The organism is Bifidobacterium mellis (genome assembly GCF_000967265.1).
Lineage (GTDB): Bacteria > Actinomycetota > Actinomycetes > Actinomycetales > Bifidobacteriaceae > Bombiscardovia > Bombiscardovia mellis.
In genome coordinates, this window is sequence record NZ_KQ033885.1 from 1,936,418 (window position 1) to 1,958,815 (window position 22,398).

A 22,398-nucleotide genomic window follows, 5' to 3' on the forward strand; every position below is an offset into this window, starting at 1 on the left:
CGCGCATGCTTGCACATAGCGCCGACTCTGCGGATATCCATGCCCGCGGCCAGCAGGGGCTGGACCACCTGGTGGAGACTGTAAGCGAACGTCTGGATCCGCAGGTCCGCGAGCGCATACAGACCGAGGATGACGCTCCCACACCTGCCCTCATGCCCCGGCATAAGCATGCCTCAGGACCTTCGACCTTTGCCTCTCTGGATGCCCAGGAGCTGCCGGTGGTGCGCGAGTATTCGGCAGGCGGACTGATCTTCGACCGGCATGACCGGGTGGCCATCATCGCCCGGCACTCCCGCTCGGGCCACCTGGAATGGTGCCTGCCCAAGGGGCATATCGAGAAGGGGGAAACACCCGAGCAGACGGCGGTGCGCGAGGTCCACGAGGAGACGGGGATACTGGGTAGGGTGACCGACTCCATCGCCACCATCGACTACTGGTTCACCGGAACCAACCAGCGGGTACACAAGCTGGTTCATCATTTCGTCCTGCGGATGATCGGCGGATCCCTGAGCGTGGAGGGTGACCCTGACCATGAGGCCGAAGATGCCATCTGGGTGGACTTCTCCGACCTGACCTCGGTGCTCAGTTACCCCAATGAGCGTAAAATAGCCTGGCTCTACGCGAGGAAGTACAAAAAACAGCCATGATCCAGACCCCCCTGCGCCCGGGCGGGCGCACCAGCCAGCACACTCATGCCTTCAATCGGTGGACCCGGTGGGCCCGGATCCTGCTGGTGACCGTCCTTCTGCTGGCCTTGGTGATGGTTCCCTGGCGGCCAGCACCAGCCCTGGCAGCCAGCAATCATCAGAGCTCGGCCGAGGTGGCCCTGCGCTGGTCCACGCCAGTGGTGACCGACAAGTCCGGCTACGCCCTGCGCGCTGCGGTGACCAACACCGCCAACCAGCCCATGGAGAATGCCCATCTGAGCGTATCCACCAGCGCCCTTTACTCCTTCAGCTCCCGGGCCGACATGCAGGCCTGGTCCGAAGGCCACGCCCGCATCCCCACCCCGGATGTGCTGGGTACACAGGCAGTACCGACAATCCCGACCGGGCAGAGCACCGAGGTTGCCGTCAACGTACCGGCTGATCAAGACGCGATCAAGAAGATGACCAGCTGGGGGCCCAAGCCCGTCCGGCTCTCTTTGAGCGACGATCAGGGTCGGGTCCTGGGCGACGTGTTCACCTTTCTTACGCGGACCTGGGATGGCCTGCCCACTGCAGGCACCCCCGCCCTGTCCCTGACCATGGTTCTGCCGCTGACCTCCTCGGACTGGAACATTGACGACAAGGCCATGACAGCGCTGATGACCCAGTCCAATGCCGAATCCGCGTCAGGCCCGGGCAACGATAAAAACCGGAGCGTGACACTGACCCGCCAGGGGGCCCGCCGCCAGGAGGACCGGAGCCAGCTGCTGTCCAAGCACGGGTCCCTGCAGGCACTGGGCGACCCGGTCTATCTATCCGCATTCGCCAACCGTCCCCAGATCCAAGGGCTGATTCAGCCGGCCGACTTCGACATCACCGGGTATGCATCCCAGAATCAGGACCGTTATGCCCAGGCCGGAGTCACCCCCGAGTCCTGGAGTGCCAAGACCGCGGCCAAGCTCTATGCTGACGCAGCGCCTGGCATATACGCCTGGCAGGGCCGACAGGAGTGGACCATGGAGTCCATCACCGCCGCCCGCCGTGCCGGCTATCAGACGGTCATCGCCCCCCAGGGCTTCGAAGTCGGCGCCGGCACCTCCGCCCACACCGGCAAGTACACCATCGAAACCAGGGCCGGAAAGGTAACCGTCCTGTCGGCCCAGCGCGAGCTCAGCAACCTGGCCAAGGGCCACCCCAGCTCCACACGCGCCACCGGTGAGCAGACCCAGGCCGGGCAGACGGCGCGCTTCATAGCTCAGAGCGCCTTCTACCAGATGGAGCAGCCCTACGCCGAACGCTCCCTCCTGGTCTGCTTCGACGCCGATGAGGACACCCAGCAGGCGGACCGGATCATGACCGAACTGGAGCATGCTCCATGGATCAGCCTTAAGTCCATGGACGACCTGATGCAGGCCCCAGACTTCACCGGCGGGTCGTCAGGTCTGATCAAGGCCCTGGAGCCCGGCAGCGCAAAGGGCAACGCCAGACATGGCGATGGCCCGACAGGCACCCTGGACTCCCTGATCGCCAGCCGGGCTGACATCGACCGATTCGCCACCTCCATCCTGGCTGACGACAGGCATGATTCCCAACCCACCGCCAGCGCCTCGGCAGGCAAGACCGACAGCCAGGCCCTGGCCCGCCAGGATGCCGACACCACCGCCCGCCAGCCCAAGGATCCGCATCAGTGGCTGAGCCAGCTGACCGCCGCCCACGACGACCTGGCCCTGAAGTCCCTGGGGGGAACCGCAGCCGCCTCTGGACTGGCCGATCAGGCCGAGGCCATATCCCGACGGCTCCTGGACGGGATCAGCATCACGCCCAGCGAGTCATTGAACGTCGTCAGCGAGACGGCCTCCATGCCCGTCACCGTCAGCAACAGCCACCCCTATCCTGTCCACGCCCGCATCAGCGCCCGAACCGACTCCATGGAGATCGTCACCTCGCGCATGGCGGAGGCGGTCATTCCCGCCCGCTCCGAGGCTCAGGTAACCTTCAAGGTCAGGGTGGCGGCAGCCGGTAGAGCCAACGTGGACATCGGCCTGCTGGACAGCCAGGGCCGTCCATTCGGCCAGGTGCGTCGTGCTCAGATCACCAGTAATCTGCGACTGAGCGACATGAGCGGCCTGATTATCATTGTCATCGCCGTGCTCCTGGGACTCCTGGGGCTCTGGCGGCAGTTCCACCGTACGAAGGACCCGGACGAATGAGTTCCGTAGGGCGCAATTCCGCCATCATGGCCACGGGCACCGCGGCCTCCCGCGTAACCGGGCAGATCCGCACCATCCTGCTGGCAGCCGCCATAGGCACCACCGGGATCGCGGCCGATGCCTACCAGACCGGCGCCATGATCCCTCAGGTCATGTTCACCCTGATCTCGGGCGGCATCTTCAACGCCGTCCTGGTCCCGCAGATTGTGCGTACCCTCAAGGAGCGGGACGCAGCAGACCGGCTGAACAAGCTGATCACGGTCGCCATGGTCCTCCTGGCCCTGCTGACCCTGCTGCTGATGCTGGGCACTCCGGTGCTGACCACCATCTATCTGAACTCCAAGTGGAACCCGGCACAGCGGGCCCTGGCCAACTCCTTCACGCTCTGGTGCATGCCCCAGGTCTTCTTCTACGGGCTCTACACGGTCCTGGGGCAGATCCTGGCCGCCAAGGGCCGGTTCACCGCATACGCCTGGAGCTCGGTGGGTGCCAACGTTATCAGCTGCCTGGGCTTCCTGGCCTTCATCTTCCTGTTCGGCAACGCCCGCAATCAGCCGGTCGGCTTCTGGGACAACGGCAAGGTGGCCCTGACCGCCGGAGCCTGGACCATGGGAGTGGCCTTCCAGGCGCTGGTCCTCTTCATCCCCCTGATCATGAGCGGCTTCCGCTATCGTCCCCGCTGGGGCCTGCGTGGAATCGGTCTGCGATCCATGGGCTCAGTGGCGGCCTGGAGCATGTGCGTGGTCGTCATCAACCAGCTGGCCAACGTGGTCAATGCCCGCGTCAACAACGGCGCCCCCCTGGAGGGCAACCCGTTTGACATCGCCGGCAACGGCTCCTATCAGAACGCCTACACCATCTTCATCCTGCCCTACTCGCTGGTGGCCGTCTCGGTCAGCACGGCCCTCTTCCCCAAGCTGTCCAAGGCGGTTTCCGACGGCCGCATCGGGGATGCCCGCAATGATCTGAGCCAGGCCCTGCGCAATGTGGGACTGGTCATGTTCTTCTTCGCCGCAGTCCTCCTGGCCATTCCAGTGCCCATCACCCGAGCCCTGCTGCCCTCGGTAAGCGTGCACGAGTCTGTCCTTATCTCAGGACCGCTGATAACGCTTTCCCTGGGGCTGGTTCCCACGAGCGCCTTCCTGCTCATTCAGCGCACCTTCTACGCCTTCGAAGATGGCCGGCATCCTTTCATCTTCGCAGCCGTCTCCAACACCATCCAGGTGGCAGTGCTTCTGGTATCCATACGCCTGTTGCCTCCCCGTTACTGGGCGGCGATGGTAGGACTGAGCCTGTCACTGAGCAGCCTCCTCAGCTTCCCCGTCCTGGCCCACATGCTGCGCAGCCCCTTCCAAGGGAACCTGGACGAGCGGCGGATTCTTATCACCTACGCCAAGGCCTTCCTGGCTGCGGGATTGGCCCTGGCGGCCGCCCTGACGGTCAAAACCCCGGTGACCCATCTGGTCGGCGCCTGGATTCAGGGTCGGCAGGGTCACATGAGCTGGGTGCAGGCGCTCTTCATCTGCGTGGTCATCACCCTGCTGACGGCAGTCATCTATGTCGTGACCCTGGTAGCCCTGCGCACTGAGGAATTCATCCAGCTCCTGGTCGATCTGGCCCGTCGGCTGGGCAGGACAGCCCGGCACCCCGTCCGCAGCCTGGACGCACTGCAGGAGCGACCCTCCCGGCTGGCCGACCGCTCGGTCAGGGTGGTGCACTCCTCCTCCCCCGACTCCGCTCTGCCCGGCATGGACGCAGCACTGGAGAACTTCGAGGAGGCCCGTGAGTCCGACGCTGATGGAGAATCCGCGATAGCCGGACCTCCACCGGCTCCCCCGACTCCGCAACCCGTTAGGATTGTACCTAGGAACAGCAAGGTCCACCACGGTGTCGCCGACTACAGGCGGCGCCCCACTTCTGATGAGAGCTCGGCAACCATGAACGCGCATATCGGAGACACCATCCTCGGCAGATACACCCTGGTCACCCTGCTCCGCCGCGCGAACGGTCTGAGCGCCTGGCGGGCCAAGGACAAGGTCCTGGACAGGGACTGCCAGCTCTTCATCGCGGGGGATTCCACCTGCATGGACCGGATCAACATCAACGCCTCAAGCCTGGCGCTGAGCAAGGATCGCCGTTTCACCCCTGTCTATCAGCTGCACACTCGTGACAAGGTCTCCCTGATCGTCACCGCCCCCGATGCCGGCATGTCCCTGAGGGACTACATGCACGGACCCGCCGGGGAAACGCTCAGCGACCGGGCCATCGGCACCATCATGGGAGAGGTCACGGAGGCCATGCGGACCCTGCATGCCGCAGGCATGGTCGACTATGCGGTCTCCACGAGCACCATCAGGCTGGCCCCGGCCTCGATCACCCTGGCAGATGCACCCATATCGCCTATGCTCGAGCACCCGTCAGTCTCAACTGAGACGGGGTTGACGAACGAGGAGTATGCCATACGAGAGCTGGCCGGCGTGCTCTATGCCATGCTGACGCGCCGACCCGACCAGGACGGACGGCAGCCCAGTCTGCAGGAGCTGCCCAAGCAGGCCCCGGAAGAGTTCAAAATCATCTGCATGCGCGGGCTGGGCCTGGCGAATGAGCAGGGAACCGTGCCGGTTCCGCTGGTCACCCTGGCGGAGCTCTCGGCCCTGCTCAGCCCCTGGGTTCCGCCTGAGGAGCTGACCGACAGCGATCTGATCTGGCCCGGACTGGACGGCCGCGCCTCCATCGAGTCCGTCGCCCTGCGTCCAGTGGACCCCAAGAACGTACTCCCTCTTCCCGCGGGGCTGACCTCCTCGGCCCTGCCTGCCACGCAGACCGTATCCCACCATGAGCCGCACTGGAAGACCAACCAACTGCTCTTCCCCGGCCGCAGCGAGATCGAAATGCTCAATCCGGAGGATACGGATACCGACCTCTTCTCGCTCTTTGACGAACGCCAGCGGCTGCGCTCGCTGAACAGCTCCTCCCGCAAGACCGCGGCCATGGACGTGAGCGCACTCAGGGCGACGGCGGCCAGACCCGTAGCCGTGGATGAGGAAGAGTCCAAGGCTGTGACCGGACGGATGCCGACCGTCAAAGACGATCAGCGTAAACCGTCCGAGGCTCTCAGCGGCAACGGCGTGACTGCCAACAATCCCGTGGAGCGAGGCTTCTCCCAGTGGGACTTCCACAAGTCCAGCGGCCAGGAGAACAGTGCGGCGGACGGCAGCAGCCAGGCCACCAGGGCAACATCCAACATGAGCGTCTGGCAGGACGGCAGAGGTTCGCAGACGCGCCAAACAGACGCTGCGGCCACCAAATCTCATGTGGGAGGCAATGCAGAACCTGCAGCCCGGAGTGGACACTCTCCTTCTGCCGCTGCTACTGACAGGACCAAGGCATCCAGCCAAGCGACCCAATCCTCCAAGAGCCACGATTTCGACGAGGAGGAGCAGGAGACTACAGTCATGGAGCCGCTGCCCCCCAGCTTCACGCCTGAAATCCACTCCATGCCTGTGCCGGTGACTTACTCGGTTCTTCCCGACGATGAGCAGGATAAGGATCTGGACGATGAGGCCGATATGGCTGACACCCGTCTGTTCGGCCGCTTCACAACTCGCTCGGTGGTCATCGCCATAGCGGCCGTAATCGTTGTGGTGGCCCTGGTCTGGGCCCTCTCGACCATTACCGGGTCCCGATCCAAGGTCGGTAAAAGTGAGGGGGGCTGGCCGGTCATGTCCAACGTGCCCTTCCCCGGCAAGACCAATGAAAGCGAGGAAGCATCTCCCTCCAGCAACGGCGATGGCGATGATCAGGCTCAGGCCGGCGCCGATACTGGGAACGACAAGGTCAGCCACGCTGACAAGGAGGCAGGGAAGGTTCCCGACCCGCCCAAGCCCAAGAACACCACGGCCTATAAGACGAGTCGTCAACTCTTCCTCAACAAGCCTGCCGGCCTGCAGGGCTATGGATGGTATATGCACCTGACCCAACCGGAAGAGGTCTCCCGCCTGACCATCGTCGCGCCTCAGAGCGGTGGCCATGCTCAGGTCTATGCGAATTCCACAGCGGCTCAGCCCAACCAGGGACAGCCGCTGGCAGACTTCAGCTTCGATGCCTCGGGCACTACCCAGGTCACCCTGCGCGAGCCGGTGACGACTCAGGACCTGGTCATCTGGGTGCCCATGGACGGCATGCCGGGAAACAGCCTGCGCTTCACTTCCGTTCAGGCCTTCTGAGCATGACTATGGGTCGACGACAACAAAGGCAAATCATCCCGACGTCGACCCGGAAACCATCTGTCGACCGCAATGGCCTGCAGGCCCCATGGAACCCGTCAGCCAGGCATGACTGGCTACCCATCCATATGCCGAGACCATGGGTGTACCGAAATGGTAATGTGTTGGATATTTCCTCCTACATAGCGCCTGCAGGTAATACAGTTTCCTTAGACAACGGCGGCAGGAAGGCGGAAGTCAGTTATGGCGGATGATCCCAATATTGCGTCCAAGGTCATCAAGAACGATCCTTGGTATAGCTCCTATGCAACACGAGCCGAGCAGATGCGTGCATCCGAGATTCGCGCCCTCTTCGCCGTGGCCAACCGGCCCGAGGTGGTCTCCCTGGCCGGTGGCATGCCCTACCTGGGCCGGATGCCCTTCGATAAGTTGGCTGACCAGCTTGGCGACATGCTGCGGAGCAAGGGCCAGGTGGCCTGGCAGTATGGGTCGGCACAGGGCGATCCCCACCTGCGCGAAGACGTGCTTCCCATTATGGAGCTGGAAGGCATCAAGGACGTCCAGCCGGATGATGTGGTCATCGTCAACGGTTCCCAGTCGGGACTGGACCTGATCACCAGGATCATGTGCGACCCCGGCGATGTGGTGCTGGCTGAGGCGCCCAACTATGTGGGTGCCCTGGGCGTCTTCCAATCCTTCCAGGTCGATGTGGTCAACGTGGCCATGGACAGAGACGGGCTGATCCCCGAGGCTCTGGAGGAGACCATTCTGGAGCAGCGCCGCCAGGGCAAGGCGGTCAAGTTCCTCTACACCGTGCCCAACTTCCACAATCCCGCCGGCGCCACCATGAGCGTCGAACGGCGGCCGCGAATCATCGAGATCGCCAAAAAGTACCATGTGCTCGTTGTGGAGGACAATCCCTATGGACTGCTGGCCTTCGACGGCCAGACCTATCCGGCCCTGCGCTCATACGACTCCGAGGGCATTGTCTACCTGAGCAGCTTCTCCAAGATCATCGCCCCGGGCATGCGCGTGGCCTGGATGGTTGCGCCTCCCGGCATCCGACAGAAGCTGGTTCTGGCCAACGAGTCAGCCATCCTGTGTCCCTCCAACATGAGCCAAATGACCATCACCACCTATCTTGACAACTTCGATTGGAAATCGCAGATCAACGATTACCGGGGGATGTACAAGGAACGCTGCGATGCCATGGATGAGGCCTTGAAGGAATACCTGCCCTACTGTTCGTGGCTCAAGCCCAAGGGTGGCTTCTACATCTGGCTGAAGATACCCCAAGGGCTCAACGCCAAGGATATGCTGCCCAGGGCGATCACCGCCAAGGTGGCTTACGTATCAGGCACAGCCTTCTACGACAATGGGGAGGGCGCGGACCATATGCGCCTGTCCTTCTGTTACCCCACTCCCGATCGGATCCGGGAGGGAATACGCAGACTGTCCACGGTCATCGAGAACGAACTCGCCACCGTCCGGCTGTTCGAGCCCGACAGCGGCAAGGAAAGGGGCTGAATCATGGCGGCCAAGCACAGCAAGACACCACGGCAGCAGACCGGCGGCAAAACCTCGGCAGCCGGCAAGGCCAAGACAACCGCGAGCGCGACAGCGACCACAGTCGCCAGCCCGGATACCACCGCGGCCACGGGTGCTGGCGAAGTGACCAAAAGAGCCAGGCGGACCTCGCATCGCTCCACTCGTGAGGCCACGCCGTTCACCATGGACGATATCATCTCCCTGGCGAGCAAGGCCACCAAGCGTGCCGATAAATCCCTCCTGGTTATCTGCGGTGGCCTCAGCCATGAGCGTGATGTCTCCATCAGCTCAGGGCATCGAGTCCAGGGATTCCTGGAGGAGGCCGGATGGACGGTCCATGTCCACGACATGGATGGCTCGCTCCTGCCCTACCTGACCGATGAGAAGACCCGTCCTGATCTGGTCTGGCCCCTGCTGCACGGTGCCAACGGCGAAGACGGCTCCATTCGTGATGTCTTGGAGATGGCGGAACTGCCTTACATCGGATCCCGGGCCAAGGCCTCCCGGACCGCCTGGAGCAAACCTATCGCCAAGAACGTCGTCCGCATGGCCGGCTTGCACACTCCGCATTCCGTGACCTTGCCCGAGTCCATGTTTCGCGAGCTGGGAGTCGAACCCGTTATCGATATGCTCCTAGGTTCGTTGGGACTCCCGCTCTTCATCAAGCCCACCATGGGCGGCTCAGCCATGGGCTGCACCATGGTGACTGAACAGAGCCAGCTCACTCAGGCGTTAATCAACTGCTTCGCCTATGGTGATGTGGCCCTGATCGAACAGGCCGTCACTGGCACCGAGGTCTCCGTGTCCATCCTCGAATTTGACGGACACCCCCTGGTTCTGCCTCCGCTGGAGATCTGGACCCCTTCAGGCACGTACGACTTCGAGGCCCGCTCCACGCCCGGCCCGACGGAGTTCTACGTTCCAGCCCGACTGGATGCCAAGACCACACAGGCTGTGAGCGATGCCGCGCTGACTGCCCACCGGGCTCTGGGGCTCCGCGACATCTCACGCACCGACTTCATCGTTGATGCCCAAGGACAGCCACAATTCCTGGAGTCCAACGTGGCGCCCGGCATGACGGACACCTCGCTTCTGCCACAATCAGCCTTGGCTGCCGGCTACAACCTACCGGAGCTATACACTGCATTGGTTCAATCAGTTTTGAATCAAAAGCGAACCGACTGAGACTTCAAAGCCTGCCTGGCTCTGTTTATCATTCGGTTTTCACAAATAGGGTCCGTCTGATGCATATTGCGCAAATTGCACACCATACAACAGGCGGACCTGCAATATACCCAGCTTGCAAATACATGCAGAGCAGCAGATAGTACGCAAGGAGGGCACCCTACACACATGTGCACTAACTGTTTGACACAGTATGGACTAGCAGTTTGCAATCATTAAACCCGATGCTCTATTCCGCGTTCATTATTCTGATTATCATTCTTCTCTGGCAATCATATGCCGGTTGTTCGCCATTCACCACCCATGGTCGGTTATCTCCCTCCCTCTATGTGTAAAGCTGGACTTTCCATTTCCTCTTTACGCTTCACCTCCCATTTACTCCCCGCTTCACCTTTACTCCCCACTTCACCTTTACTCAGCCAAAGCCAACGTTGACCCAAAAGTATGTTCAATCAGATCTCTGTTTTTATTGTTGACAAGGCTGACTTGCAGAAGTGCTGCAGTCTAATCAATTGCCGAGGTCGGATTGGCCGGTCACTCTCCAGGACTCGACTTATAACAGACTGCTGTTATCGCTTCACACCCATGCATGCAATCATGGTCGGCAACGAATGTTTCACGTGAAACATTCTGGGGCGAACAACTTGCTTCATCGACTCCAACGAGGGTCCCACACGGCATAGTACTTACGATTGACGGCGAATCCTGCCTGTTAAAAGCGTGAGTCGAATAAAGATATAGGCCGGATGAAAGCAAATACAACCTTCATAGGATCGTAACCTTCGTAGGATCGCAACCGCCACGATTGCCGCATCAGCCAGCACAGGATGCTTTGCCTAGATGTTTGTCAGGTAGACATGACTGCATATATATAGATATATGCATCACTGCTTTTGCATCTTTGAGAATCGAACCCTCTCTACTTGGCCATCAAGAACTTCAAGCGAAAGCTGAGTCCGCACCAATAAATTGCCATTCCGCCACCGGCATTGCTGTACCATTTCATTGGCCCCCGAGTCTTACATACTCATCGTTAAGAGCACGATCTTCCTATCAGAATTAATCCATCGGGTCATATTGCTTACGCGGTTTGCTCACCCTCGCACACTGCGAAGCTCATAGACAAAAGCACATAGATACCCTGCAAATCAGAGGGTACACACACATATCCAAGCGCATCCGTCCTCGTTGAAGACCATACCTTCGCAAAATCAAGCTAACCGTTGAAACTGCGCCCCACAGCGTTCGAACCGTCTACGTTATGGCCTGGCTAGATATGTCTTACTTGTCTCTGCTGCTTTCCTCGCCCTTGTCCGATACGCGTGAAGAACTTTCACTAGGTCCTTCCTGAGTAGCGGGTGCATACCGGTCGTCAGTCCTAGCAGTTACATCTTCATCAGCCCCAGGGCTTTTGTCTGTTATCGGAGAATCAGCCTCCAAGTCGTCGCCATTCTCATCAGGACTTGGAGGATTCCAAAAACGCCAGCTATGCCAGCTGTCATCCTCGCGCTTATCCTCTGTTTGGTGGCTGGGGTGCTCCCGCAGCAACCGATCAACTCGGAGCATGAACCAAATCAGCACCAGAATCGTCCCAATATTGGTCACGATGGCTACTATCACGGTTTTCTCCATGGTTCAAGGATAGCCTGCTCCTATCAGAACCCGACTGACTGTGAGATAAGTAGCGCCCTTTTCGCCCACCGCGTGTGGCCCAGTCATCCTAAATGGATACAGTGGCGTTATGAAGCAAACTGTTCATGATGCCATTGTTATAGGGTCCGGACCCGCAGGATACACTGCCGCCATTTATCTTGGCAGAGCTGGATATGCTCCACTCGTTATTGCTGGAGCCCTAACGCCCGGCGGTCAGCTTATGAACACGACGGAAGTAGAGAATTTCCCAGGATTCCCTAAAGCAGTGCTTGGCCCCGATCTTATGGATCAGATGCGCGATCAGGCCGAACATTTCGGTGCTCAGATAGAATATGATGATGTCGTTTCAGTTGATTTGAACCAAGACTTCAAGCGAATTACTACCGATGGAGGCCAAGAATACCAAGCTCGAGTCGTCGTCATCACCACTGGTTCGCAATATCGGAAATTGGATATTCCTGGCGAGCGCGAGTTCTCAGGACGAGGAGTATCCTACTGCGCAACATGCGACGGCTTCTTCTTCAAGGATAAGCCGATCGTAGTTGTTGGCGGCGGGGACTCTGCCATGGGTGACGCAGACTTCCTGACCCGTTTCGGCTCTTCCGTCACACTGATCCATCGTCGCCAAGGCTTCCGCGCTTCAAAAATCATGGTGGATCGCGCCGAGGGCAACGACAAGATCAACTTCCTTCTCGATTCGGTCGTCACGCGAATCAACGGCGACGACAGTGGCGTTATCTCTTTGGATGTGCACAATACAGCCACTGACCAGCAGTCCACCATTCCAGCCAACGGAGTTTTCGTCGCCATTGGATTCACCCCTCAGACCGCTTTCCTTAATGGCCAAGTTGATCTGGATCAGGATGGCTATATCCAGGTCGAGGGTGGGTCAACGAAGACTTCATTACCTGGAGTCTTTGCCGCTGGTGATGTCACCGACAAGATTTATCGTCAGGCCATTTCCGCCGCTGGCATGGGTTGCCGTGCTGCCCTGGATGCTCAGGAATATCTTACGAGTTTGGATAACCGATAAGGTCTGATACGCCCCCGCAAACAAGAATTCACGTGCCTGGTAGTTTACAATTACCAGGCACTTCGTTTATCGATTATGCACAACTGTCTATCAAGTTCTTGGCTGTCAAGTTTCCTTAGTTCTCCATTGACCGCAGCCGGACATCTCACTCAACTGGAACACGACAAATCCTAAAGCTGCTCCAATTGTTCCCTGCTGACATAAAAGAAAGGTTCCACTGAGACGACATCCTACAATCGGCCCCTCCCCTCCTATTGCCACATCGAAAACCCTACAAACCTCGCCTGCTGAGGTTGGTTGACTTGTTGTTGGACAAGAGCCATTCCTCCTCAAAAGCCGCATAAAAGCCAGAAGAACTTAACTAACCAACTGACACATACCTGAACAACTATTCGATAATGCCAACCAGCTAATCAATCATCGACTCACTGTATATCTCACCCTTGAACACACTCATCTTTTTATCGACAGCTATGCATTTGAGATACTGAGCCTTTGAGATACCGATCTACCCAGAAGTAGTTACATGGCGCTATAACCACGCTAATTCTTTAACAGGTGTCGCAATTCACGCCCTGCCAACAATATGTAGATTTCATACTACCTTTCAGTACGGGCTCTGAGATCTTTGAATGGTACATGCTCATAACTGCCGAATCATTCCGATACTTAGACAAAAACAGCGATTGCTCATCAGCTCAGACAAAACCAGACTGAGCTTGAAGCAATCGCTTGCCTTAACGAAGGGGTTTAGTCGATCAACCCTTACAGTCGCATTTTGAGATTGGGATCAAAGTATGTATCAAACCCAACCTTTATCGCCCGAACGAATGTCATTATTTGCGGATTGATTCTTCTCCAAAAGAATGGCAACGATACGGTCCATGTCTTCGGGCGAAGAAAATACGATTTCAATTTTTCCGTGCTTTTTAGTGCCCTTAATAGCCACTTTGGTATCGAAGTGACTTTCCAGATCCTGGCGCACAGGACTATCCGCCCAGACATTTACCCTAGGTTTTTTTGCTTTCTTCTTAGCCTGCCCTGTCTGCAACGCGACAAGTTCCTCGGTTGATCTTACCGACAAACCCTCAGCAATGATTTTGTCTGCCAGAGCAGCCATAGACTTTTCATCCGGCAAAGTAAGCAAGGCGCGGGCATGTCCAGCTGACAACACACCTGAGCTTACTTTTTTCTGCACACTTGGGGGCAACTTCAACAACCGAAGTGTATTGGTGATCTGAGGTCTGGACTTAGAAATTGACTTGGACAAACCGTCCTGAGTCAAGCCAAACTCGTCAATCATTTGCTGATAAGCAGCTGCTTCTTCCAACGGGTTAAGAGCTACTCTATGAAGATTCTCGAGCAAGGCATCACGCAACATGGCGTCATCGCTCGTTGTTTTCACAATTGCCGGTATGGTGTCCAGGCCAGCCAATCGAGTAGCTCGCCAACGACGCTCACCCATTATGATTTCATAATGGGTTGTTTGCCTCAGCTTCGCCTCACTATGGTTTAAACCCTGACTCGATTGTTCCTTGCTGGTCTCAATGTCAAATGCTTTGGATTTACTTTCCGCACTGTCAACCGAGATTGTTTTATCCTCGATTTTTCTTGGAAGGTCTGCAAGAGTTGATCTTCGAACCACTATGGGCTGCAATACACCAACTTCCTTGATGGAGCGGGAAAGCTCCAAGAGCTCATCTTCATCAAAGATTTGCCGTGGTTGCTGAGCGTTTGGCCTAATATCGTCCACACGCACCTCGGCCAAGTACCCGCCTTGGACGGGTTTCAACTCCTCTTGGCTGTTGTCCCCCGCTTCATTTGGCTCGCTACCATTGCGAACAGCACCTGCATGGTTGGTGCTTTGCCGAGTCTCATTTGCCTGACGGTCGACACCCGCGCTCGCTTCCACCATGGACGATGTTTCACGTGAAACATTTGTCGTCGTGGGTCCAAAGAATAGATCGCTTGGGTGCTCCAGGCTGCTGATGGACGGGACAGACCGACGCTTGGTAGTCCTCTTCGAAGTGGATGTTTCACGTGAAACATCCGCACCGAGAGACTCAGAAACACTTACACGCCTTTGTCCCGTGTTGGAACGTTTGTGACCGCTCTTAGAAGATGCTGCCGTAGCCGCTAGTTGAGAGCTTGCACGACCCAAATGCGTAGTACTGTGTTCTCTTTTGGCTTTGTCTTTTTCCGAGGCGTCCCTCACTTGGCGCTGTTGTCCGTCCGATTCCGTAGGCAAGCCTTGAAGAGTAGGCTGCTTGTTACCTGAATTCTGTACTTCGTTATCTTGTTGCCGACTTTTGTCAGCATTGGTTTCGTCATCTTCACCTGGCAGGGCGGGGAATAGAGCCCCCAAGCCCTTGCCCAACCGTGAACGGCTTGTCATGTCCTCACTCCCCCTGTCTTCTATTGGCAATATGTTCCAGCACTTGCTCGGACCTCTGGGCAATTTCTAACGCTGCCTCTTCATACGCGATAGCACCGGCCCCTTTAGGATCGTAGGTGACGACGCTTTGCCGGAAGCTGGGAGCTTCAGAGATTTTGACTGAGCGCGGGATGGTCGTATTAAGCACTATCTCTGGATAATGTGCCTTGACTTGGTCAAATACTTCCTTGCTGAGCAGTGTCCGTCTGTCATACATAGTCAACAACATGGTCGAGATTACCAGATAGGGATTATAGCTCTGCTGAACAAGCCCTATGGTATGCAGCAATTGTTGCAATCCTTCGAGGGCATAGTATTCAGCTTGCACTGGAATCAATACCTCATTGACTGAACACATGGCATTCAGAACCAGCAATCCAAGACTGGGCGGGCAATCAACGAGAACATAGTCATAATGGTGATGGCAGACTTTGAGATAGTCCGCAACTGCCTTTTTCATGAGTTGATTGCGGTTGGGCATATCAGCAACTTCGAGCTCAGCACCACTCAGATCAATCGACGATGGGACAACCTCAAGGTTCGGGAATTCAGGGGAAACCACCTTAACGTCGTCGATACCAAGACGACCCTCTAGCACATCATATGTTGATGGTGTCCCGGACTCGTGAGCCACGCCCAGTGCAGTGGAAGCATTGCCTTGCGGATCCATATCGATGACCAACACACGTTGATCAAATTCAGCAAAAGCACACGCTAAATTAACGGTGGTAGTGGTTTTCCCCACCCCGCCTTTTTGATTTGCAACGGCAATAAAGCGGGTCTTTGTAGGGTGAGGAAATTCAGCCTGGCGTAAGGCCTGATAGCGTGCAGATAGATCTGCCATCTCCGCACCAGACACCGAACCGGTCCCGTCAGCGAATATTCGATTCAGAATATCCGTTGCCGTCTCCATACCTGATGTGTTCGGCGTGGACTGCTCACCGACTTCCGAGGTATTTCTCGAAACGGGTTTCACCTTCTTCGACGCGGTCACGAACCTTCCTCCTTTTGATAACTATTCAATTTTCCCGTCCTAGTTGGACATGTCAGAACGGCCGCAAGTTATACACCGTCACTGTTTATAACTGTGGATAAGTGTGGATAGCTCCATCAGCGCATATGAGATCGACCCTTTCTCTAAATTATTGGTTTTGCCTTGCAATTATTGACAATTCTGCCGCATCACGCCCAGTGCTACGGCATACAAACGATGATGTGGATAACTCGATCACCGGGTCTAAATTGTGCATAACTTAACAATAGCGAATCAATAAATCTCCTACGTCGTGAATATAAGCAGGAACCTTCATGGTTATAATCAATGATGGCATCCACCTGTTGGAATGCTGTTTTATATGCTGCTGGAACTCTCCAATTAAACTCCAGATGGAAAATCTTATACAAGAGTACAGCAGAATAGTGTTTCACGTGAAACATCTTTGTTGCCCGGGAAGTATTCTTGTAAAGTTAATTGTCAGTTCAAACGGTCAGAGTACTTCGCTTTGTCCTTTTATTTCCAAAAGCTGTACATGTGCGAGCACCAACTGATACTTGCTTGAGTAGACAACACTGAATGTTTAATTTTTCAAAGGAGAATTGGACTCTGTTAAACAAGATTCGACTATGCCCAGTCAGCAATTATCTTCAACTCCATGAAGTTATAGCTAAAGAACAATCATCTGCGCATTCAGACCATTGCCAACCTTATCTATGATGGGTTTTAATAATATAACAACTTTCTTTCGCTTGTGCTTCAATACACAAACTTATTTATTGAATTAAATACCAATTGTTTCACGTGAAACATTACGATCAATCTGTATGCAGAAATCGTACACTAAGAACTGCTCAAGCTGAATAATGTTCTGTGCAGAGATCCCACAAGATCGGAAAGCAGCAAATGGCATTCTCTCCTAACATACTGTCACTCTTATAACTACTCGTAAGAGTCAGCGAAGTCATTTTGATCTATCACGCTCGTTATTAATAAAGCCCTCTCTACCTTTTGCAGGTCAATACAGCTGTTGATTTTACGATGTTTCACGTGAAACATTCTTTAGTGACCGCCTCTCAAACCGAAGAATATCTCTTATACGGCTTCATTCGGTTGACAAGCTACTCCAGATACCGCGGGAAGGTTTGATAGTAAGGATTGATTCTAAAACTGATTCAGTCTGGATAAAACGCCGATTCATGCAATCCTGATACATTTGCAGCGACGACATAACTCTATACGGTTGATAAAGAGACCGAAAAGATCAACACTCAGATTTAGACACGAAAGACTCCCCTGATGTAGAGGAAACATGTATATGGTTACAGCAAGACGAAAATAACTACAACAGTCGAGTATATGAAACAGGTAAATTCATAGATCACCAAGCAGCGAAACGACGCAATTTCCAGGGAGTCTTATGCAACATGGGAAGGGTAGCGGTACATCCAATTCCAGGATAAACCTCATAGAATCGGATAACTAATTAATGTATGGATGCCAAGCTCGGAATAGAATAATACTTGCTGGCAAAACAATAGAGTCGCTGCGTGTTGCTCAATATTCAAGAGACAGAACATCCTTATTTCAAATAATATGGTATTTATGAGAATTTGATAAACTTTCATGTTTTGCACTAGCTTAGACTTGATTTCAGAAAATCCAGGAGAATTCGGACTGAAAAGACATCCATGGCAGACACTATAAATCAACGATATGCTTACATTTCCTTATGACCAAACAATCGATCCATCTCGATCAATCATCTATCTGTCAATCCCGTTTGGAGAAACCAATTAAATCTGGTATGACTTAATCAGTCATTTCTTATCAGTTATTCAGCAAGGCACCGTGCTAGGGGTTGATAATGTATTCTCTCAGCAAGAGAATTCTTTTTCTCTATTAAGCCAAGTCTTCGACATAATATCTTTTTAAAAAAGTTATATAAGCGTCGCGCTTTAGCGCTTGTCCACAAGAACAACATGAGTATCCTCAAGACCAGGAGCGACTGGAGCTTGGCAAACCCGTGGATTCTCTCCATGACATTTTTTTATCTCTTTAGCAGCCTTATCAAGCTCAGCCTGTGCCGAACGGCCCTTAAGAGCAATAAGCTGACCTCCCGATCTCAAAAGAGGTAAAGTCCATCCGGCGAGCTTAGTCATGGGAGCTACAGCTCTGCACGTCACGACATCGAAAGTCTGAGGTACTGAGGGATTGGAGTCGGCGTTTGCTAGACCTTCTCTCCCCATTACCCCCGAGGAGTCATGGCCATTTACATCTTGTTGACTGTCATCATTTCTGACTGCAGCCAAGGTTGAAGAATCTCGACGACCGTAGACCGAAACGGGCTGTTCCTCGCTTCTACGACGACCGTGACGGCGACTTTGTGAACCTTTTTTGTTATGCCGCGTCGACGCGTGGGGTGATTTTGGGGCCAGATCCTCTGCACGCTTACGAAGCACAACTGCATTAGCCAGGTGCAACTCATCAACAACTTCCTGCAGCCAAGTTACACGCCGCTCCATTGGCTCGACTAGGACAACCTTGCACTGCGGAAGGCAAGCTGCCAGTACAATGCCTGGGAAGCCCCCACCGGAACCAATATCTGCCACTGTCGCCGTCTGACTGTCAGTGGTCAATCGCTCTCGCACGAAAGGGACAATAGCAGCTGAATTGAGTATGTGCCGCTCCCAAATAATATCCTCATCGCGAGGGCCAATGATGCCCCTCTCCACACCCTCACGCAAGATCTTGTCGTGGAAACGCAGCATGGGTACCAGAGCATCGCCGAGCACCTGGCTTAAGAGGGGACTATCGCTCAGCTCATCATCCACAACAGCCATTTCAACTCCTCACATTCACATTTGACGCCCAGTCAATTACAGCCACAGACCACGACAGCCTCATGCTGTCTCGTATACAGCGAGGTTTCACTCTGCCAGAACCGAAAACCGTTGGATTCCTAAAACTATTTACCAACGTGTGCTATTACCAACGTGAGGTTTTCAACCGCAAAAGCGCATCGAGAGCCAAATATCAGTATCCCATCGGAAACAGCATAGGCGCAGTCTCTGATAGAGGATCACCAACCGAGGGCATCGGAATCGAACAGCATGGCAAACCAACCATCATGAGCCTGACAGCACTATACAGCTGACTGATGGCACAATACACCTGCCAAATAGCACAGTCTTGGTAAATAACACAAGAATCTTAGGCAGTACGATTGCGCCAAACAGTGGACCAATCTAAAAAGCCGACATCATAAGTACTTCATCGGCCCGTAGTCCTACATGGCTCGGCAATCACTGCCTATCGGCATCCGCAGGATCGTCATCAGCCGGGTAGTCAGCCGAATCATCGACCTGGTCTGTCTCATCCGCGTCCAGCGGGGCATCATACCCGACTGGCTCATCCTCAACATCGTCAGGCAGGTCCTCGTCTTCGCTCTTGGCCTTCAGGTAGACGGTGACGTAACGGTGGGGTTCCTCGCCGTGGGAGCGTGACTTCAGCCCCTCCTCGCGGACCATGTCATGGACGATCTTGCGCTCGAAGGAATTCATAGGCTTCATATTGACAGGTTCGCCGGACTCACGGACCTCGTCAATCACGTCCAGGGCCTGCTCGCGAAGATGTTCGCGCTTGCGCCGCAGGAAACCGTCCACATCCACAATCAGATGGGAGCGCTCCCCTATCTTCTGCTGCACGGCCAGCCGCGTCAGCTGTTGAAGAGCGTCGACTACCTCGCCATCCTTGCCGATCAGATGCCTGATATCCGTGTCGTCGTCAGCCACAATCTGCACGGTCGGACGGTGGTTGCGCACCCCCATCTCGATATCGCCCTCGTAATCGACGATGTCCAGCAACCCCTCCAGATAGTCGGCGGCGACATCCGCCTCCTCATTGAGTTGCTCGATGGTCTTTCCCTGGTCCAGAGACTGAGACATCTATGCTCTCCTTACACGCGTTTACATCCGATTCATAACCTCAGGTCCACTGGATTCCTGGTCGGATTCCTGGTCACCAATCGAGTGTCCAGTATTGAGGATACACGGACGTGATGATTGCAGATTACTCCAGTATCCGCCCGACCGAAAGCCGGGTCATCACGCCAGCCACCACTGCCATTAGCCGCCTCAACGGCCGCGACGCTTGCGGTGGGGCTGAGAACGTTGGTGGGAGACGTTCTTGTTGTTGCGGGCCTCCTCCTCAAGCCGCTTGGCCTCCATCAACTGCTCCTCCTCCAAAGAGGGCAGCCCCTGACGCTTGCGGCGAGCATTCTCACGGTGGTGGTCCCGCTCCTCCTTGCTCTCTGCGGCCGGCGAGCCCGGCGTGGGCATATGGCGGACCTGGAAGAGGGTTCGGCCCAGATTCCAAAGGTTGTTGGTCAGCCAGTAAATCAGTACGGCGAAGGGGAAGTAGATGCCTGAGAAGATGTACATGACCGGGAAGATGAAGGCCATCATCTGCTGCATCTTGTATTGCTGTCCCTGCATGGCCGACCTGGGCATGTTCCGCCGGACGTTGTGGAACTGCGAGTAGAACATGGCCAGGCACATGAGCACGATGAAGACCACGATGACTATGCGGCCCGCGCCCTGTGCGGACATGAAATTGTCCGAAATCCGCAGCCCGAAGAAGGTGGTCTCCTCGAATTCTCGCGCCACCTGTCGGTTGAAGGCTCCCAGGGGCGCCCGCTTGCCCCGGGCGATGAAGGGCACAGCCGAAAGCACATAGAACATGGTCATGAAGACCGGGCCCTGGACCAGCGCGGGCAGACAGGACCCCATGGGGTTGGCATGGTTATCCTGATAGACCTTCATGGTCTCCCGGCTCATAGCCTCTCGGCTAGCCGGATCCTTCTTGTTACGGTACTTGTTCTGGATCTTCATCAGCTTGGGCTGCAGGGCCTGCATCTTTTGCATGGATCGCAACTGCTTGATGAAGAGCGGCAGGACGCACAGGTTGACGACCAGCACCAGCATCACTACCGAGAGCGCCCAGGCCACACCGGGACCCTTATGGAACCCGATCAGGGTCAGGAACTTGTGGCAGTAGGTCATGATGTAGGTCATGAGCCACTCGATCGGGTACAGGATCTTGTAGAAGAAGCCGTATATGCCCGTATCGAAAGTGAAAGTGTCGTTGTTCTGGAACATTGTCAGGCCGTCTCCTTGTCTGGGGCCATGGGGGTCAGCCGGGCCTCCTCATGAGCCTTGGACCACGAGAACCGATAGAAGATGGAAAATCTCTGGGGCACGTCATCGATTCCGCCGTTATTGAAGGGCGTGCACCGCAATAGCCGCAGAGCGGCCAGGATGGTTCCACGCAAGGCCCCGAACCGCCTCAGAGCGGTCAAAGCATACTGGGAACAGGTCGGGTAGTAACGGCACCTCGGCGGCGACAGGGGTGAGATGTGGCGCTGATACCAGCGGACTGCACCCTGCAGAACCCGGGATGCCAGGCCGCTCATGCCCTGCATCCTTCTGTGGCTTTCTGCTGTTGAATCGGTTGACCCTTGGACCCGTCGGCAAACTGCAACCCCGGCTGTACCTGTGCATCAAGGCCTCCGGCGGTCTTTCCGGTCTTGTGCATAAGGTCACGGAAGAGCCTATCCACTTGCTCCTCCAACTGCTTGTAAGTGGCCGTGGCAGCGCTGGGTTTGGCGCGCATGACCAGATCACAGGAGGATGGCAGCAGGTCCTCCTTGGATCCGGCAAGTTGCCTGAATCTGCGCTTGACCTTGTTCCTGGTCACAGCCTTACCCACATTTTTGGATACAGCGAGCCCCATGCGGCGTCTGCCTGCAGGCAGGATGTCATGCCGCCCTTCACGCACAGCCGATGTCACCGGCAGCGGGGTCGCCGTCCGGTCAGATCCGGGTATCAAGTAATGTATGACCAGATCCCTGCTGCTGACCCGATGGCGTCGCCTGAGCACCGCCGTGAACTCCCGGTGGCTCCTCAGCCGCTCCACCTTCTGAAAAGGGATTGGGATCCGATTCAGGCGGAGAGGGTCCGACGACCCTTGGCCCGGCGGCGGTTGATCAGGGCGCGACCGGAGCGGGTGCGCATGCGAGCGCGGAATCCGTGCTTCATGTGACGACGGCGATTGTTGGGCTGGAATGTCCTCTTCATAATTCGTTGCTCCCGTGTGTAGACATACTCGAGTACGGCTCGTTATGAGTCAAGCTATATCACGGTACACATGAGCCGGGACGGAGTCAAACGAGCTCCCGCCATCCAGCTGGCGAGAACCGCTCCATACCCTGTGCAAACCCTGTCATAGAGGGAGAAAGAGCATCTTTACTTATCCACAAATTACATCACTGTTATTCACATTCGGCGCAGATACAACACGCTATCCTGTGGATAACCGCGCAAAGTCGGTGTAACAATGGGCTACTGTCTACTTTGAGAGAAGCAGGAAGACCGGGAAATCCGTCGTCGAGAAGAGAGGAGCACACTG

The 22,398-nt window shown here is 55.9% G+C and carries 15 protein-coding genes; 6 read left to right on the forward strand and 9 right to left on the reverse strand.

Features of this window, described 5'->3' with window-relative positions; all coding sequences use genetic code 11:
• Positions 1-5: 5 nt before the first annotated feature.
• The 5 genes from JF70_RS08215 to JF70_RS08235 all read left to right on the forward strand — a co-directional run bounded on the left by JF70_RS08215 (position 6) and on the right by JF70_RS08235 (position 9,816).
• Positions 6-647 (forward strand): NUDIX hydrolase, encoded by a 642-nt coding sequence (locus JF70_RS08215; RefSeq protein WP_420804943.1) that lies wholly within the window; start codon positions 6-8, stop codon positions 645-647.
• Positions 644-2,857 carry a DUF6049 family protein gene (locus JF70_RS08220; RefSeq protein WP_052690814.1) on the forward strand — a complete coding sequence of 738 codons (2,214 nt, stop codon included), beginning with the start codon at positions 644-646 and terminating at the stop codon, positions 2,855-2,857. The genes JF70_RS08215 and JF70_RS08220 overlap by 4 nt, the downstream gene beginning before the upstream one ends.
• The gene (locus tag JF70_RS08620) at positions 2,854-7,083 is read left to right on the forward strand and encodes a murein biosynthesis integral membrane protein MurJ (protein WP_052690815.1); all 4,230 of its coding nucleotides are present in this window, start codon (positions 2,854-2,856) and stop codon (positions 7,081-7,083) included. Before JF70_RS08220 ends, JF70_RS08620 begins: the two co-directional genes overlap by 4 nt.
• A gap of 243 nt (positions 7,084-7,326) precedes the next feature.
• Positions 7,327-8,610: an aminotransferase-like domain-containing protein gene (locus tag JF70_RS08230; RefSeq protein WP_045935954.1), complete on the forward strand. Its 1,284-nt coding sequence runs from the start codon at positions 7,327-7,329 to the stop codon at positions 8,608-8,610.
• 3 nt (positions 8,611-8,613) lie between these two features.
• Positions 8,614-9,816: a D-alanine--D-alanine ligase family protein gene (locus JF70_RS08235; RefSeq protein ID WP_082069469.1), complete on the forward strand. Its 1,203-nt coding sequence runs from the start codon at positions 8,614-8,616 to the stop codon at positions 9,814-9,816.
• 1,281 nt (positions 9,817-11,097) lie between these two features.
• On the opposite strand, the gene JF70_RS08240 is transcribed toward JF70_RS08235, so the two are convergent.
• A complete protein-coding gene (locus JF70_RS08240; RefSeq protein WP_045935955.1) occupies positions 11,098-11,448 on the reverse strand; it encodes a hypothetical protein in 351 nt (116 codons plus the stop codon).
• A gap of 109 nt (positions 11,449-11,557) precedes the next feature.
• Between JF70_RS08240 and trxB the strand changes: the two genes are divergently transcribed.
• The gene (gene trxB / locus JF70_RS08245) at positions 11,558-12,502 is read left to right on the forward strand and encodes a thioredoxin-disulfide reductase (RefSeq protein WP_045935956.1); all 945 of its coding nucleotides are present in this window, start codon (positions 11,558-11,560) and stop codon (positions 12,500-12,502) included.
• 802 nt (positions 12,503-13,304) lie between these two features.
• Here trxB and JF70_RS08885 read toward each other — a convergent pair.
• The 8 genes from JF70_RS08885 to rpmH form a co-directional block, all read right to left on the reverse strand.
• The gene (locus JF70_RS08885) at positions 13,305-14,897 is read right to left on the reverse strand and encodes a ParB/RepB/Spo0J family partition protein (RefSeq protein ID WP_082069470.1); all 1,593 of its coding nucleotides are present in this window, start codon (positions 14,895-14,897) and stop codon (positions 13,305-13,307) included.
• Between the two features lie 4 nt (positions 14,898-14,901).
• Entirely contained in the window at positions 14,902-15,849 is a 948-nt protein-coding gene (locus JF70_RS08255) for a ParA family protein (RefSeq protein ID WP_045936252.1), read from the reverse strand.
• Between the two features lie 2,039 nt (positions 15,850-17,888).
• Positions 17,889-18,773 carry a 16S rRNA (guanine(527)-N(7))-methyltransferase RsmG gene (locus JF70_RS08890; protein ID WP_082069471.1) on the reverse strand — a complete coding sequence of 295 codons (885 nt, stop codon included), beginning with the start codon at positions 18,771-18,773 and terminating at the stop codon, positions 17,889-17,891.
• A 462-nt stretch (positions 18,774-19,235) separates the two neighbouring features.
• Positions 19,236-19,877, reverse strand: a complete 642-nt coding sequence (locus tag JF70_RS08265) for a Jag family protein (protein ID WP_045935958.1) — start codon at positions 19,875-19,877, stop codon at positions 19,236-19,238.
• A 189-nt stretch (positions 19,878-20,066) separates the two neighbouring features.
• A complete protein-coding gene (gene yidC, locus JF70_RS08270) occupies positions 20,067-21,089 on the reverse strand; it encodes a membrane protein insertase YidC (RefSeq protein ID WP_045935959.1) in 1,023 nt (340 codons plus the stop codon).
• A gap of 2 nt (positions 21,090-21,091) precedes the next feature.
• Positions 21,092-21,403 carry a membrane protein insertion efficiency factor YidD gene (gene yidD / locus JF70_RS08275; RefSeq protein WP_045935960.1) on the reverse strand — a complete coding sequence of 104 codons (312 nt, stop codon included), beginning with the start codon at positions 21,401-21,403 and terminating at the stop codon, positions 21,092-21,094.
• A complete protein-coding gene (gene rnpA, locus JF70_RS08280) occupies positions 21,400-21,906 on the reverse strand; it encodes a ribonuclease P protein component (protein WP_082069472.1) in 507 nt (168 codons plus the stop codon). Before rnpA ends, yidD begins: the two co-directional genes overlap by 4 nt.
• Positions 21,907-21,932: 26 nt before the next feature.
• Entirely contained in the window at positions 21,933-22,067 is a 135-nt protein-coding gene (gene rpmH, locus JF70_RS08285) for a 50S ribosomal protein L34 (protein ID WP_015022700.1), read from the reverse strand.
• Positions 22,068-22,398: the final 331 nt, after the last annotated feature.

What these genes read in the sequence shown, in the direction of transcription:
- JF70_RS08215 (WP_420804943.1), top strand. Translation starts at nt 6, where the DNA reads ATGCTTGCACATAGCGCCGACTCTGCGGATATCCATGCCCGCGGCCAG.
- JF70_RS08220 (WP_052690814.1), top strand. Translation starts at nt 644, where the DNA reads ATGATCCAGACCCCCCTGCGCCCGGGCGGGCGCACCAGCCAGCACACT.
- JF70_RS08620 (WP_052690815.1), top strand. Translation starts at nt 2,854, where the DNA reads ATGAGTTCCGTAGGGCGCAATTCCGCCATCATGGCCACGGGCACCGCG.
- JF70_RS08230 (WP_045935954.1), top strand. Translation starts at nt 7,327, where the DNA reads ATGGCGGATGATCCCAATATTGCGTCCAAGGTCATCAAGAACGATCCT.
- JF70_RS08235 (WP_082069469.1), top strand. Translation starts at nt 8,614, where the DNA reads ATGGCGGCCAAGCACAGCAAGACACCACGGCAGCAGACCGGCGGCAAA.
- JF70_RS08240 (WP_045935955.1), bottom strand. Translation starts at nt 11,448, where the DNA reads ATGGAGAAAACCGTGATAGTAGCCATCGTGACCAATATTGGGACGATT.
- trxB (WP_045935956.1), top strand. Translation starts at nt 11,558, where the DNA reads ATGAAGCAAACTGTTCATGATGCCATTGTTATAGGGTCCGGACCCGCA.
- JF70_RS08885 (WP_082069470.1), bottom strand. Translation starts at nt 14,897, where the DNA reads ATGACAAGCCGTTCACGGTTGGGCAAGGGCTTGGGGGCTCTATTCCCC.
- JF70_RS08255 (WP_045936252.1), bottom strand. Translation starts at nt 15,849, where the DNA reads ATGGAGACGGCAACGGATATTCTGAATCGAATATTCGCTGACGGGACC.
- JF70_RS08890 (WP_082069471.1), bottom strand. Translation starts at nt 18,773, where the DNA reads ATGGCTGTTGTGGATGATGAGCTGAGCGATAGTCCCCTCTTAAGCCAG.
- JF70_RS08265 (WP_045935958.1), bottom strand. Translation starts at nt 19,877, where the DNA reads ATGTCTCAGTCTCTGGACCAGGGAAAGACCATCGAGCAACTCAATGAG.
- yidC (WP_045935959.1), bottom strand. Translation starts at nt 21,089, where the DNA reads ATGTTCCAGAACAACGACACTTTCACTTTCGATACGGGCATATACGGC.
- yidD (WP_045935960.1), bottom strand. Translation starts at nt 21,403, where the DNA reads ATGAGCGGCCTGGCATCCCGGGTTCTGCAGGGTGCAGTCCGCTGGTAT.
- rpmH (WP_015022700.1), bottom strand. Translation starts at nt 22,067, where the DNA reads ATGAAGAGGACATTCCAGCCCAACAATCGCCGTCGTCACATGAAGCAC.